Annotated in this window: 17 protein-coding genes; 13 read left to right on the top strand and 4 right to left on the bottom strand. The window is 63.3% G+C overall.

Translation table 11 applies throughout. The annotated features are described in order from the left end of the window. Nucleotides 1-41 precede the first annotated feature (41 nt). From J4O76_RS20195 to copC, 4 genes are all read right to left on the bottom strand, one after another. On the bottom strand, nt 42-425 hold the full coding sequence (locus J4O76_RS20195; protein ID WP_055763348.1) for a MerR family DNA-binding protein: 384 nt from the start codon (nt 423-425) through the stop codon (nt 42-44). Continuing rightward, entirely contained in the window at nt 422-2,704 is a 2,283-nt protein-coding gene (locus J4O76_RS20200) for a heavy metal translocating P-type ATPase (protein WP_200909707.1), read from the bottom strand. The genes J4O76_RS20195 and J4O76_RS20200 overlap by 4 nt, the downstream gene beginning before the upstream one ends. 318 nt (nt 2,705-3,022) lie before the next feature. Beyond that, nucleotides 3,023-3,952 (bottom strand): copper homeostasis membrane protein CopD, encoded by a 930-nt coding sequence (gene copD / locus J4O76_RS20205; RefSeq protein WP_055763342.1) that lies wholly within the window; start codon nt 3,950-3,952, stop codon nt 3,023-3,025. 1 nt (nt 3,953) lies between these two features. Beyond that, nucleotides 3,954-4,325 carry a copper homeostasis periplasmic binding protein CopC gene (copC, locus tag J4O76_RS20210; RefSeq protein ID WP_055763339.1) on the bottom strand — a complete coding sequence of 124 codons (372 nt, stop codon included), beginning with the start codon at nt 4,323-4,325 and terminating at the stop codon, nt 3,954-3,956. Nucleotides 4,326-4,447: 122 nt separating this feature from the next. On the opposite strand from copC, the gene J4O76_RS20215 reads away from it, so the two are divergent. From J4O76_RS20215 to arsH, 13 genes are all read left to right on the top strand, one after another. Then, nucleotides 4,448-4,720, top strand: coding sequence for a hypothetical protein (locus tag J4O76_RS20215; RefSeq protein WP_055763369.1), 273 nt, complete (start codon nt 4,448-4,450; stop codon nt 4,718-4,720). After that, complete coding sequence (locus J4O76_RS20220) at nt 4,717-5,157, top strand: periplasmic heavy metal sensor (RefSeq protein ID WP_055763336.1); 441 nt, start codon at nt 4,717-4,719, stop codon at nt 5,155-5,157. The genes J4O76_RS20215 and J4O76_RS20220 overlap by 4 nt, the downstream gene beginning before the upstream one ends. Continuing rightward, entirely contained in the window at nt 5,154-5,747 is a 594-nt protein-coding gene (locus tag J4O76_RS20225) for an RNA polymerase sigma factor (protein WP_055763333.1), read from the top strand. Before J4O76_RS20220 ends, J4O76_RS20225 begins: the two co-directional genes overlap by 4 nt. 43 nt (nt 5,748-5,790) lie before the next feature. Then, nucleotides 5,791-7,728: a copper resistance system multicopper oxidase gene (locus tag J4O76_RS20230; protein ID WP_056405756.1), complete on the top strand. Its 1,938-nt coding sequence runs from the start codon at nt 5,791-5,793 to the stop codon at nt 7,726-7,728. Next, nucleotides 7,725-8,936, top strand: coding sequence for a copper resistance protein B (locus J4O76_RS20235; protein WP_055763326.1), 1,212 nt, complete (start codon nt 7,725-7,727; stop codon nt 8,934-8,936). Before J4O76_RS20230 ends, J4O76_RS20235 begins: the two co-directional genes overlap by 4 nt. Continuing rightward, on the top strand, nt 8,933-9,679 hold the full coding sequence (locus J4O76_RS20240) for a PepSY domain-containing protein (RefSeq protein WP_268795171.1): 747 nt from the start codon (nt 8,933-8,935) through the stop codon (nt 9,677-9,679). Before J4O76_RS20235 ends, J4O76_RS20240 begins: the two co-directional genes overlap by 4 nt. A 36-nt stretch (nt 9,680-9,715) precedes the next feature. After that, nucleotides 9,716-10,105, top strand: coding sequence for a DUF305 domain-containing protein (locus J4O76_RS20245; RefSeq protein WP_235516307.1), 390 nt, complete (start codon nt 9,716-9,718; stop codon nt 10,103-10,105). Nucleotides 10,106-10,159: 54 nt separating this feature from the next. After that, nucleotides 10,160-10,603: a DUF411 domain-containing protein gene (locus J4O76_RS20250; protein ID WP_055763320.1), complete on the top strand. Its 444-nt coding sequence runs from the start codon at nt 10,160-10,162 to the stop codon at nt 10,601-10,603. Nucleotides 10,604-10,776: 173 nt separating this feature from the next. Further along, nucleotides 10,777-11,109, top strand: coding sequence for an ArsR/SmtB family transcription factor (locus tag J4O76_RS20255; protein ID WP_055763316.1), 333 nt, complete (start codon nt 10,777-10,779; stop codon nt 11,107-11,109). Between the two features lie 11 nt (nt 11,110-11,120). Next, nucleotides 11,121-11,549: an arsenate reductase (glutaredoxin) gene (gene arsC, locus J4O76_RS20260; protein WP_082446616.1), complete on the top strand. Its 429-nt coding sequence runs from the start codon at nt 11,121-11,123 to the stop codon at nt 11,547-11,549. Further along, nucleotides 11,549-12,835: an arsenic transporter gene (locus J4O76_RS20265; RefSeq protein WP_055763311.1), complete on the top strand. Its 1,287-nt coding sequence runs from the start codon at nt 11,549-11,551 to the stop codon at nt 12,833-12,835. The genes arsC and J4O76_RS20265 overlap by 1 nt, the downstream gene beginning before the upstream one ends. After that, the gene (locus J4O76_RS20270; RefSeq protein WP_055763308.1) at nt 12,832-13,155 is read left to right on the top strand and encodes a YnfA family protein; all 324 of its coding nucleotides are present in this window, start codon (nt 12,832-12,834) and stop codon (nt 13,153-13,155) included. The genes J4O76_RS20265 and J4O76_RS20270 overlap by 4 nt, the downstream gene beginning before the upstream one ends. Then, complete coding sequence (gene arsH, locus J4O76_RS20275; RefSeq protein WP_426283890.1) at nt 13,155-13,913, top strand: arsenical resistance protein ArsH; 759 nt, start codon at nt 13,155-13,157, stop codon at nt 13,911-13,913. Before J4O76_RS20270 ends, arsH begins: the two co-directional genes overlap by 1 nt. Nucleotides 13,914-13,959 lie beyond the last annotated feature (46 nt).

Consider the following 13,959-nt stretch of genomic DNA (forward strand, 5'->3'; position numbering starts at 1 on the left):
GGCGGTAGAGCGCGGCACGCTAAGCGCCGCGCTCGATCGGATTATTCAGCGAGGCTTTCGATAATTGGGCACTCCGGGCGATCATCGCCGTGACAGCGCTCAACCAAGTCGATCAGCGCCAATTGCATAGCTTTCAACGCGCGCGCCTTGCGGCCCAGCTCGGCAGCGCGCGCTTTCGCCAGCGCCTTAACTTCGGCGCTCGACCGATCCCGATCCGACCACAAGCCGAGTAGCGTGCGGATCTCCTCGATTGGAAACCCAAGGTCTCGCGCGTTGGCGATGAACCGCAGCCGATGAATGTCCACTTCCGAATAATCCCGGTAGCTCCCGCGCCGGAGCGGTGCGGGCACAAGGTCGATCTTCTCGTAGTGGCGGATCATGCGTTGCGAGACGCCGCTGGCCTCCGACGCCGCCCCGATGTTCATAGTTTCACCGTGTTCAGACGCAGCGCGTTGAGCACGACGGTGAAGGAAGAGAGGGCCATCGCAGCGCCAGCCAGCATTGGTGACAGAAGGATGCCGGCAACGGGGTAGAGCACGCCGGCCGCGACGGGCACGCCGACCCCGTTGAACAGGAATGAGAAGAACAGGTTCTGCCGAATGTTCCGCATCGTCGCACGGGCGAGCTTGCGCGCGCGCACGATCGCCGAAAGATCGCCGCGTGTGAGCGTCATGCCCGCGCTTTCTATCGCTACGTCGGTTCCCGTCCCCATCGCGAGCCCAACGTCGGCAGCGGCCAGCGCCGGGGCGTCGTTGATACCGTCGCCGGCCATTGCAACCTTGGCACCATCAGCTTTCAATTCGCCGATGATCCGCGCCTTATCTTCCGGTCGCAGATCGGCGCGTACATCGTCCAGGCCGCCCACGGCGCGCGCAACCGCATCGGCCGTCCCGCGATTGTCGCCCGTCAGCATGATAACGCGCAGACCTTCCTTGCGAAGAGCCGCGATGGCGTCGCGCGCCGAAGGGCGCACCGGGTCAGCAACCGCGAGCAAGCCCGCGAGTGCGCCGTCGATCGCGATCAGGATGACGCCGGCTCCCTCGCTCCGATGGCGATCGGCCGAAGCGTCGAGTGACTGGGGATCGGCACCGACCCGGCTCATTTGTGCGGCATTGCCGATCACCACCGATCGGCCGCCAACCGTGGCACTGACACCCATGCCGGTCTGCGAAGCGAAGTCTGCGACCGTGGCGAGTTGCAATCCGCGTTCCTTGGCGGCGACGACGATCGCGTGGGCTAGCGGGTGTTCGGACTGTCCTTCGACAGCCGCAGCGAGCGCGAGCATGTCGTTCTCTCCAACGGTGCCGGTTGCCTCGATCGCGACCAGCGACGGCTTGCCTTCCGTTAGCGTGCCCGTCTTGTCGATGACCAGCGTATCGACCTTATCGAGTGCCTGTAGGCTTTCGGCATTCTTGACGAGCACGCCGGCCTGCGCGCCGCGGCCGGTGCCAACCATAATCGACATAGGGGTCGCGAGCCCGAGCGCGCACGGGCAGGCGATCACCAGCACGGCGATCGCATTAAGAAGGGCGTGACCCATGCGTGGCTCGGGACCGACCAGCGACCACACCACGAAGGTCGCGACCGAGATCAGCACGACCAAAGGTACGAACCAGCCCGATACCCGGTCGGCGACCGCCTGGATCGGGGCACGGCTGCGCTGCGCTTCCGCGACCATGCGGACGATGCGCGCCAGCATCGTGTCCGAACCGACCGCGCCGGCTTCCATAACGAGGCTGCCCGTGCCGTTCACCGTCCCCCCCGTGACTGCGGCATCGACTTCCTTGAGGACGGGGGCCGGCTCGCCGGTGAGCATGGATTCATCGACCGAGGAGCGACCCTCGACCACCACGCCATCGACCGGGATCGCATCGCCGGGGCGGACCCGCAACCGATCTCCGGTTGCCACGTCGGCAAGGCTGACTTCTTCCTCTGACCCGTCAGACCGCAACCGTCGCGCTGTCTTGGGAGCGAGGTCCATGAGGGCGCGTATCGCGCGGCCAGTCGCCGCTCTGGCGCGCAATTCGAGAACCTGTCCGAGCAACACCAGTGTCACGACGACGCCGGCAGCTTCGTAATAGACTGGGACCATGCCCCCGTGCATCCGGAACGTCGCAGGGAAGATGCTGGGCGCGAGTGTTGCGACCAGGCTGTAGAGGAATGCCGCACCGACGCCGATCGCGATCAGCGTGAACATATTCAGATGGCGGGTGCGAAGCGACATCCACCCCCGCTCGAAAAACGGCCATCCCGCCCACAGCACAATTGGCGCAGTGAGTGCGAGTTGGACCCAAGGCGAAGCGGTAGGGCTAACAACATGGAGCCCAAACATCTCGGCGAACATCGAAACAATGAGCAGCGGAACGGTGAGCGCTCCTGCTACCCACAAACGCCGGGTGAAATCGACTAGTTCTGGATTGGGACCGTCATCGAGCGACGGCTCTTCCGGTTCGAGGGCCATGCCGCAAATGGGGCACGTTCCCGGCCCTTCCCGACGAATCTCAGGGTGCATGGGGCACGTCCACATCGCTCCCGGGGTTGCCACCGGCTCGGGCTTTGGCTTGGCCCCAAGGTAGGCATCAGGGTCAGCGACGAACTTGGTTCGACACCCTGCACTACAGAAATGATACTCGTGCCCGGCATGCTCGGCATGGTGCGCTGTTTTTGCCAGATCAACGGTCATGCCGCATACCGGGTCGGTCACTGTGGCAGAAGGTTCTCCGCCCGCTTTCCCTGAGCAGCATCCTTCCTTGGCAGCTTGTGGAACAGCCGGAGATTTGGAGGACGAGCAGCAGGACGCGCCCGCCTCGCGCTCGATCGCAGCAGCTTTATCAGCTTGCTTGTTCGAGCACCCGCAGCCCCCGGCCAAATGGGCGTGGAAATCAGGGTCGTTCATAGAAAAACTCCTTCAACCCGAGAGCATGTAGGGTCTGACACCGTGTCAGGGTCAAGCCCCCCTTCCAACGACTCACGGCACCTAATTAAATTACGTCGCAAAGCTCGATTGCCCTCAAACCAATAGCTACATGGCCGACGCAGGGGGTTCGAGCGTGCCGAGCCAACCTACCAGCACGAGGATCGCGACCACGCACGAAGCCTCGACTGCAAGACTTGTTCGCAAGGTTCGCAGCGCGCCTTTATAATCGCCTGCTGACACCGATCGTTCGAATGCCGGTGTAAAGCGGAAGCGGTTAAGCGAAGCGAGTCCGAGCATCCCACCCAACAGCACAAGCTTGGCGATCAAGAGCCTGCCGTAGACCGTCGTGCCGAGGGTCGGGAGATTGCCAAGGCCAACCAACAGCCAAGCGTTGATGAGGCCGGTGATGACGATCGTACCGACGACAATCGTGCCGGTCAGACCGAACCCGTGCAGCGCTCGATAGGTCAGTGCGAGGTGGGCGGCATCGGTGCGCCGCGCTGGTCGTGTCACCAGCAGCCCAAGCCCGAGCAGCGCTCCCACCCACGCACCAGCGCTCAGGAGATGGAGGATATCGGCCGCCAGATGCACCCACCCGGTCGCGCCTTCGTCCATCGCCCCGTGCCCCGTCCAGGCGAGCGTTGCGAGAGCGACGCCGGAAAAGATGGCGACCAAGCCAAGCGGCATCGTGCGCCGCGCCGCTATTAGGGCAGCGATAGACGCCACCAAGAGCGCGATCATGCGTACTTTCCATGCCGTGCCCGTTGCGGAGTCAGAGAGCAGCATTCCGACTGCTTCCCGATCGATCGGCCACGGAGGTGCACCTGCCATCGCGGCTGCGAGCAGCGCGACCGCTATGCCGGAGAATAGCAGGGCGAGAAGCCCGGTCCCGAACAGCCAAGGGCGGAAGGCAAGCGCGTTGCCGCGCTCACCGACCTTCAACCCGTAGAGGCCGAATGCCGAGAGGCCGAACAGCCCGCTCAGCGTCACGTAAAGCGCGAAGCGAACCGCGATCAGCGGCCAGTCGGCTTCCACCTTACTTCACCGTGAAGGCGTAGTTTCCGGTGATGCGGTGTGTGTCGGTCGAGACCACATGCCAGGCAAGCTTATAGCTACCCGCGCCGAGCGGCGACTTGGGCGTGACGACGAGGGTGCGACCGTCCGAGCCGACAGTTGCGGTCCCGACGACTTTCATTGGTGCGTGCGTCATGCCGCCATGCCCGGTCATCATCAGATCCGCACCGGAAAACTTGGGCATCAGCTTCTCGCTGAAGCGCAGTGTGACATTGGCGGGCTTCGCGACCATCGCATTCGGTGCCGGGGATGCGGATACGAGTTTGGGATGGGCCTGGGCGGCTCCGGCAAGGCCGAGAAGGACGACAGCGGTAGGAAGGAAGACGCGACGCATGGGAATACTCCGATCAGGTTCGTGCCTGTTCTACGCGGCCCGGCCGCTCGCCCCTCATGACGGAAGTCGAGGGGTGATGGGCATCGCTGCGTAACAAGTGGTAGAGGCGCGGAGTGGACAGCATGGACGATCTAGACAGAACATTGGCGAGGCTCGCGGGCGCACCCGTGCCGGCATCGCTGGACGGGATCGAAGCGCAGGTGTTCGCACGCATCGGTGCGCAGCCCGTCGCACGGTTGACCGGATTGGGCGTCGGGGGCGTGATGGTCGCAGCGCTCGCGATCGGCATGGTTGGCGCGGAACTTCCGGCGACCGCCAGCCCTGCGGTGTCGCTTTCGCCGCTCGGGGGCGCATCACCACTGGCGCCATCGGTCTTGCTGATTGGTGAGCCATGACATCGACCAAGCGGCTTATCGTCTGCGTTGTACTGGCCTTCCTCGCGGCTATCGCAGGCGTATTTCTTGCGCGCGTGTTGCTGCCCCAGCCTAAGCAACCGGGCACCGCCTTGCACGAGGTCCTGCACCATAAGCTGGCGCTTGATGGCAATCAGCAGGCCCGGCTGAAAAGCCTAGAGGACCGGTTCGCGGTGCAACGCCACGCGCTGGAATTGGAAATGCGCGCGGACAATGCACGGCTAGCCGAGGCCATTGAGACCGAGCATGGCAACGGCCCCAAGGTGACCGCCGCGGTCGATCAGAGTCATGCGGCGATGGGCGAGTTACAGAAGGCAACGTTGGCGCATATCTTCGCCATGCGGCAGCTTTTGCGCCCGGATCAGACCCCCCAATTCGATGCTGCGGTGGTGAAGGCGCTCACCGACGACCAGGGGTGAGCCTCGATTGGACCACCCTGTCCGACGGCGAACTGGCGACGCTCAGCATCGCTGGCCGACAAGCGGCATTCTCCGAAATCATGCGTCGCTATCGTCAGCCTATATTCCGGCTCGCGCGCGCCTTTGTCGGCGAGGCCGACGAAGCGCTCGATTTGGTTCAAGAGACGTTTGTCGCGGCGCATCAGGCGATGCCGCGCTACGATACACAGCGGGCGATGAAAGCATGGCTTTCTACGATCGCCGTCAACAAATGCCGGGATTGGGCAAGGAAGCGCGCGGTCCGTCGGTTTTTCTCCTTTGCCGCACCGCTCGACGAACAGGCCGAGACGATCGCGGACGATCAGGTAGCAATCGATGACGCAGCAGCCGATCGGCAGGAACTTGCCAAAGTGACGCGCGCCATCGCGACCTTGCCGATGAATCTCAAAGAACCGTTGGTGCTCCGCACGATCGAGGGTTTGAGCCAGGCGGAAACGGCCGATGTATTGGGGATCAGCCAGAAGGCGGTCGAAACCAGGCTATATCGGGCTCGCGCGCGCCTCGCCGAAAATTTGAAAGAGAACCAAGGGGTAGGCGCACGGGACGCGTAAGAGGTGAGACGGGCCGGCAGCGGCTCAATCCCAAGGAGCTACCATGTCGCGCGTTCTAGACCGCCGCCAATTGCTGCGCGGTGCCACTCTTGCAGGAGGCGGTGTTGCGCTGTCGGCATATATGCCGGCATGGGCGCAGCCTGTTTCCGCTGGTATTGTGAAGCCGCTGCCTACTGTATCGGGTGATGAAATCCGGCTCCGGGTCGCGCACCAGATGATGATGATCGACGGACGGCAGAGCCACGCCATCGGCATTAACGGCACTGTGCCCGCACCGCTGATCCGGCTGCGGGAAGGTCAGACCGTGCGGCTGCATGTCGAGAACGGTCTTGATGAGCAGACCTCGTTGCACTGGCACGGCCTGATCGTGCCGTTCCAGATGGACGGCGTGCCGGGCGTTGCCTTCCCCGGCATCGATAAGCGCACGACCTTCACCTACGAGTTCCCGATCGTGCAGGCCGGCACCTATTGGTATCACAGCCATTCCGGGTTGCAGGAGCAGATGGGGCTCTACGGCCCCATCGTGATCGACCCCAAGGGCGTTGACCCGATCCAGTCGGATCGCGAGCACGTTATCGTGCTGTCCGACCACAGCCAGCTCCACCCGCATCGCATCTTCATGAAGCTCAAGAAGCAGTCGGGCTATTTCAACCGGCAGCAGCAGACGCTCGCCGGCCTGCTCAAGGGCGAGGACCAGCCGCTCAAGGATCGCCTCGATTGGGGCAAGATGCGGATGGACCCGACCGACGTCGCCGACGTGACGGGTTCAAACTACACCTATCTCGTCAACGGGCATGGGCCGCAGGACAATTGGACGGGGCTGTTCAGGCCGGGCGAGCGGGTGCGGCTGCGTGTCATCAATGCGTCCGCGATGACGACCTTCAACGTCCGGATTCCGGGGTTGAAGCTGAGCGTTGTCCAGGCGGACGGCCTCAACGTCCGTCCCGTTGAGGTCGACGAGTTCCAGATCGGCGTGGCCGAGACCTACGACGTGATCGTCACTCCATCGGACGAGCGCGCCTACACGCTGGTCGGTGAGAGCGTGGACAGGTCCGGCATGGCGCGCGCAACGCTAAGCCCCCGCGAAGGCATGGCCGCTGAAGTCCCTCCACTTCGCAAGCGCCCTGTCGCCACCATGAAGGACATGGGGATGGACATGAACATGGATATGTCGGGCGGCGGTTCGATGCAGGGCATGGACCATAGTGGCATGCCTGGAATGGATCACGGATCAATGGCCACGGCTGAAAAGCCCGCCGCTGCGATGGACCACGCGCAGATGGACCACGGTGCTGCCGGTGCCGGCGCGGGCGGAATGGCCGGGATGGATCACGGCGCGATGCAGTCGGGTGCTACGATGCCAGGCATGGCAGGTGCGCCCGACGCCGCAGGTGGTATGGCAATGGGCGGCATGGCGGGCATGGACATGAACATGCGCGACTTTTCGAAAGCGCCGGGCGTGAAGAAGGGGCCGGGTGTCCAGACCATCTCGCCGATGCCGATGGATCGTACCGGCGACCCCGGTCAGGGTCTGGAGAATGTCGGGCATCGTGTGCTGAATTACCGCGATCTGGTCGCGGTCGATCGCAATCCCGATCTGCGCGCGCCGTCGCGCGAGGTGCAGATCCACCTTACCGGCAACATGGAACGCTACATGTGGGCGCTCGACGGTGAAAAGCTGTCCGAGGTGAAGGCACCGATCCCATTTCTTGCTGGCGAGCGCGTCCGCGTCACGCTGGTCAACGACACGATGATGGGCCACCCGATCCACTTGCACGGCCACTTCTTCGAATTGGTGACGGGGCACGGCGCGTACAGCCCGAGAAAGCATACCGTCATGGTCCAACCGGGGGGCAAGGTCAGTTGGGACGTGACCGCCAACGAGGGCGATTGGGCATTCCACTGCCACATGCTCTACCACATGCACGCGGGCATGATGCAGGTCGTCCAGGTCCGTTCGGCGAAGGGAGAGGCGGCATGAAGGCGCTGCTTCTCGCCGGGATCGGCGCGCTGGTCGCCACGGCACCTGCCACGGCGCAGACGATGGACCATTCAATGATGCCGGGCATGAGCATGCCGGGCATGAAAATGCCGGCGAAAAAACCGACCGCTAGATCGAGACCGGCCACAAAGCGGGCCCCTGCCAAGAAGGCAGCGACTAGGAAGGTCCCGGCAAAGCGTCCCTCCAAGCCTGCAGCCGATCCACATGCCGAACACACGATGCCCGGCATGGACATGAGCGGTGCGAACGCGGCCGATCCGCACGCCGGCCACGACATGTCCCAAATGTCAGGCATGAACCCTGCTCCGGCTACCGCAACAGGCGAGCACACCGGCCATGATATGTCGGCGATGCCCGGCATGGATATGGCACCCGGCCAGCCAACGCAGCATGACATGTCTTCAATGCCGGGAATGGCGACCGTGCCTGTCGGTACAGACCTGAAGCCGGGCAATGCGCCCGCGCCTGCACCATCTCCGGTGCTGGCAGCGTCTCGCTATTACGGCGAGGCAGCCATGAGCGATGCCAACCGCGACCTGCGCCGCGAGCATGGCGGAATGACCTACTACCAAGTGCTCTTCAACCTTGCCGAGTATCAGGCGCGCAAAGGCGGGGACGGCTATCGATGGGATGGCGAGGCTTGGATCGGGGGAGACATCAACCGTCTCACCCTGAAGAGCGAAGGCGAGGGCACATTTGGCAAACCGCTCGAAGCGGCCGAGGTGCAGGCGCTCTACAGCCGTGCGCTCGATCCCTATTGGAACCTTCAGGCGGGCGTCCGCTACGACTTCAAGCCGAACCCTTCTCGCACCTACGCGACGGTCGGGATCGAGGGGCTTGCGCCCTATTGGTTCGACGTCGAGGGGGCACTGTTCCTTTCTGACAAGGGCGACGTGCTTGGCCGAGCCGAGGCATGGTACGACGAGCGAGTGACACAATTCTTCGTCCTTCAGCCTCGCGTGGAAGCCAACTTTGCAGCCCAAGACGTGCGCCAGGACGGCATCGGATCGGGGCTTACGGACCTCGAACTCGGGCTCAGGCTGCGCTACGAAAAGTCGCGTGAGTTTGCGCCCTACATCGGCGTGTCGTGGGAAAGGCAATTCGGCGACACGGCACGCTTCACGAGAGCACGCGGTGATGACACGGGCGGCTTCAGCTTCGTTGCCGGCGTGAGGACCTGGTTCTGAGGAGCGGCAGGCTCCGCCTTCATGTCGGTGCCAGCAAGCTTCATCGCTGGCTGGCACTGATTATCGGGGTGCAGCTACTGCTCTGGTTCTCCAGCGGCTTGTTGATGAGCATCCTGCCGATCGAGCGGGTACGAGGAGAACACCTCGTTGCACGCGAGAACACGGCGACGATCGATCCGGCTCAGGAGTTTGCTTCCCCGGCATCGGTGTTGGGCGCTGCCCCCGGCCCGGTGCGCGAACTGCGCTACACGACCTTGTTCGGACAACCCGTCGCCGAGTTGACGATGGCTAACGGCACGGTCCGGATGCACGACGCCCGGACCGGTTTGCCGATGCAGCGTATCGATGCGCCCTTTGCGCTACGAGTTGCACGCGCGGCATATCGCGGCCCCGGTGTCCCTGTTGCGTCCGTCATGTTTGCTCGAACAGCGAGCACGGAGTTTCGTGGCAAACTGCCGGTCTGGCGTGTGGAGTTCGAGGACGCCGAGACGACGCGCGTGTTCGTGTCACCGGAGAACGGTAGGATTGTCGGTGTCCGAACGGGTACGTGGCGGCTCTATGATTTTTTCTGGGGCCTCCACATCATGGACTGGAAAAACCATGAGAACTTCAACACCCCTTGGATGATGGCATTTGCAGCTGGGGGGCTAGCCCTTGCGGTGGCAGGCGTGGTGCTGCTCTACATGCGCTGGCCGCGCCGCAGGCAAAGAAAAGTCCAAGGGGTGCACGACGTTGCCGCGTAACTCTCTCTAGGTGGGGGATACCTCGGGAGAACGACTATGAAGACCATTACCACGATCGGCATGTTAGCCGCAGCGCTCGCCGCCAGTCCGCTTGCCGCACAGAGCAGCATGGCGGGCATGGATCATAGCCAGATGCAGGGAATGGATCATTCCAAGATGATGAATGATCCGGGCAATCCTTACGCCGCATCCGAGATGGACATGCATCAGAAGATGATGGCCGCGAAGCAGGGAGACGCATCGGAGATGTGGACCCGCAAGATGATCGAACATCATCGTGGAGCCGTTACCATGTCGCGCGTGGCGCTTCGGGACGCGAAGGATGCCGACACGAAGCGGATGGCGCAGATGACCATTACGAAGCAGGAAAAGGACATCGCCGAGCTTCAGGGCTGGCTCAAGTCGCATGGCAAGCGCGCCCAATAAGGCCGCTGGCAGGAACCCCGCCCCCGGGCGGGGCTTCACCAAAGGAGTTTAGCAATGAAGTTTACGATCCGGAGTGCGATCGTCGCCGCAGCGATGATGACCCCGGCTGTGGCCTTAGCGGCGAACAGCATTGCCATGCACCGCGATCCAGGGTGCGGCTGTTGCGAGCAGTGGGCCAAGCAGGTCCGTCAGCAGTTCGGGCGCAACGTGCAGATCATCGATGACGCTCACCGCGATGTGCTTCAGCGCAAGATGGGTGTCCCCGCCGACCTCAGTTCATGTCACACCGCGGTAGTCGACGGTATGGCATTTGAGGGCCATGTACCGATTGCCGACATGAAACGGGTGCTTGCCCAGCATCCCAAAGGCGTAAACGGGCTTGCCGTGCCGGGTATGCCGGTGGGATCACCTGGCATGGAAATGCCGGGCATGAACGCACAGCCCTATGAGGTGATCGCGTTCGGACCAACCGGACGCAAGGTGTTCGCCCGCCATTAAAAGAGGGAGGCGCGGACGCCTCCCTCCCATTTACTTTTCATGCCCGACATGTCGTGGCCGGCATGGTCTTTACGCCTGCCGCTTTCATGTCGGTGCAGGGCGTTGTCGGAATCGATAGTGGTTTGAAGATCGTGAGAGCTTTCATAACTTAACATATCCGCTATGCCGGATGCATGGATAACGATTCGGCTATCATTGCGCTTGGTGCGCTCGCGCAAGGCACACGCCTCGACGTGTTTCGCCTGCTGGTTCGCCACGAACCGGACGGCATGGCGGCGGGTGAAATTGCCCGTCAGCTCGACGTGCCGCAGAACACCATGTCCGCGCACCTCGGCATTCTCGCGCGCGCCGGCATCGTGCGCTCGGAACGGCATAGCCGGTCGATTATTTACCGTGCCGATCTAGACGGGCTGCGCGCGCTAACGCTGTTCCTCGTCAAGGATTGCTGTGCCGGCTCGCCTGAACTGTGTGCGCCGCTCCTGGCCGAACTCACCCCCTGCTGCTGAAAGGACGCCCCGTGGCCGTCGATATCGTGATCTATCACAACCCCGAGTGCGGCACGTCGCGCAACACGCTGGCGATGATCCGCAATGCTGGCATCGAGCCGCACGTCATCGAATATCTGAAAACCCCACCCTCGCGCGCGTTGCTGGTCGAGCTGATCGACCGCGCCGGGATCACGCCCCGCGATCTGCTACGCGAGAAGGGGACGCCCTATGCGGAGCTGGGCCTTGGTGACGATGCGCTGTCAGACGACACGCTGGTGGACGCGATGATGGCGCATCCGGTCCTCATTAACCGGCCGCTGGTCGTCTCGCCGCTCGGCGTGAAGCTGTGCCGACCGTCCGAAGCGGTCCTCGATCTGCTGCCTGATGCCCAACAGGGCGCGTTTGCCAAGGAAGACGGCGAACAGGTTGTGGATGCTTCGGGCCAGCGCATCGCCTGATGCTGCTCGCGTTCGCTATCTTCGTCGTCACGATCGCGCTCGTCATCTGGCAGCCCAAGGGCCTGGGCATCGGCTGGAGCGCGCTAGGCGGCGCGGCCGTCGCGCTACTCGTCGGGGTCGTTTCGCTCTCTGACGTGCCGGTGGTGTGGGGCATCGTCTGGAACGCGACCGCGACGTTCGTCGCGATCATCATCGTCAGCCTGTTGCTCGATGAAGCCGGGTTCTTCGAATGGGCGGCGCTCCACGTTGCGCGCTGGGGCGGGGGGCATGGTCGTCGGCTGTTCGTGCTGATCGTCCTGCTCGGGGCGGCGGTGTCGGCGCTGTTCGCCAATGACGGCGCCGCGCTGATCCTGACGCCGATCGTCATCGCGATGCTGAGGGCCCTGGGATACAAGGACAAGGCGACGCTGGCGTTCGTCATGGCGGCGGGGTTCATTGCCGATACCGCAAGCCTGCCGCTGATCGTCTCCAACCTCGTCAACATCGTGTCGGCCGACTTCTTCCGGATCGGCTTTGCCGATTATGCCTCGGTGATGGTGCCGGTCGATCTGGCGTCGATCGCCGCGACGCTGGTCGTGCTGCTGCTGTTCTTCCGGCGCGACATACCCGCCAGCTACGATGTGGCGCAGCTCCGCGCGCCCGCTGATGCGATCCGTGACCATGCCACATTCAAGGCGGGCTGGGTCGTCCTCGCCCTGCTGCTCGCCGGCTTCTTCTTGCTCGAACCTATCGGCGTGCCGGTCAGCGCCGTCGCTGCTGCCGGTGCCGTGCTCTTGCTGGTCATCGCCGCGCGCGGCCATGTCATCCAGACGCGCAAGGTGCTGGCCGGCGCGCCGTGGCAGGTCGTGATCTTCTCGCTCGGCATGTACCTGGTCGTCTATGGCCTGCGGAATGCCGGACTGACCGACCATCTTGCCGGCCTGCTCGATCGCACCGCGCAAGGCGGCGTTTGGGGTGCGGCGTTCGGCACCGGGATCATTGCCGCGCTGCTGTCGTCGGTGATGAACAACATGCCGACCGTTCTGGTGGGTGCGCTGTCGATCGACGCGACGCACGCCACGGGCGCGATCAAGGAAGCCATGATTTACGCCAACGTGATCGGGTGCGACCTTGGCCCGAAAATCACACCGATTGGCTCGCTCGCGACGCTGCTCTGGCTGCACGTCCTCGGGCAAAAGGGCATTCGGATCGGCTGGGGCTATTACTTCAAGGTCGGCGCGACGCTAACGATTCCGGTGCTGCTGGTAACGCTCGCGGCACTCGCGATCAGGATCAGCATGGGATGACGGCACTCGTATATCTGGCCGCGTCGCTCGCGGAAATCGCAGGCTGCTTTGCCTTTTGGGCATGGTTGCGGCTGGGCAAATCGCCCCTGTGGCTGGCTCCGGGCGTGGTATCGCTTGTGCTGTTCGCCTGGCTGCTGACACGCGTGGACAGCGATGCAGCAGGGCGGGCCTATGCAGCCTATGGCGGCGTCTACATCTGTGCATCGCTGATCTGGCTGTGGGCTGTCGAAGGGGTGAGGCCCGACCGCTGGGACGCTGGTGGAGCGACACTCTGCCTGATCGGCACCTGTATCATTCTGCTTGGCCCAAGGACCGCCTGATGCCGCTTCGCGCCCTCTCTGACCCCGATCATCTACCCGCCCTTGATCGGCGCTATGCGCTCGATCATCCTGCCCTTGGGCTGGGCGCTGGTGATCCACCTCCGCGCATACTGTTGCTCTACGGCTCTTTGCGGGAGCGGTCCTTTTCGCGGTTGTGCGTTGAGGAAGCCGCTCGCCTGCTGCAATTCTTCGGCTGCGAAACGCGAATCTTCGATCCTTCGACGTTGCCGCTGCCCGATCAGGTGACGGGGGACGATCACCTGGCCGTCCACGAGCTACGCGAACTGTCGATGTGGTCGGAGGGGCATGTGTGGTGCAGCCCCGAGCGCCACGGCCAGATCACCGGCATCATGAAGCTGCAAGTCGATCACCTGCCGCTGTCGATGGGTGGGATGCGCCCGACGCAGGGCCGCACGCTTGCCGTCATGCAGGTGTCGGCCGGATCGCAGTCGTTCAACAGCGTGAACACCCTGCGCGTCCTCGGCCGTTGGATGCGAATGGTGACGATCCCAAACCAATCGAGCGTCGCGAAGGCGTTTGCGGAGTTCGACGAAAGCGACCGAATGAAGCCTTCGGCCTACTATGATCGGATCGTGGATGTGATGGAGGAGCTGGTGCGCTTCACGGTCCTTCTACGCCCGCACACCACGCAGCTTGTTGATCGCTATTCCGAGCGAAAGGAGGCAGATGTGCCGATCGATAGCGCCACGGACCTTTCGAGCATCGCAACCTCGCCAACGTACCGGAAAGGCGAGTAAAGTTCTCTTAGTGTGGCGAACCGCTCCTCCGACATTGTGCATCACT

Source organism: Sphingomonas sp. NFX23 (assembly GCF_049887795.1).
Classification (GTDB): Bacteria; Pseudomonadota; Alphaproteobacteria; order Sphingomonadales; family Sphingomonadaceae; genus Sphingomonas.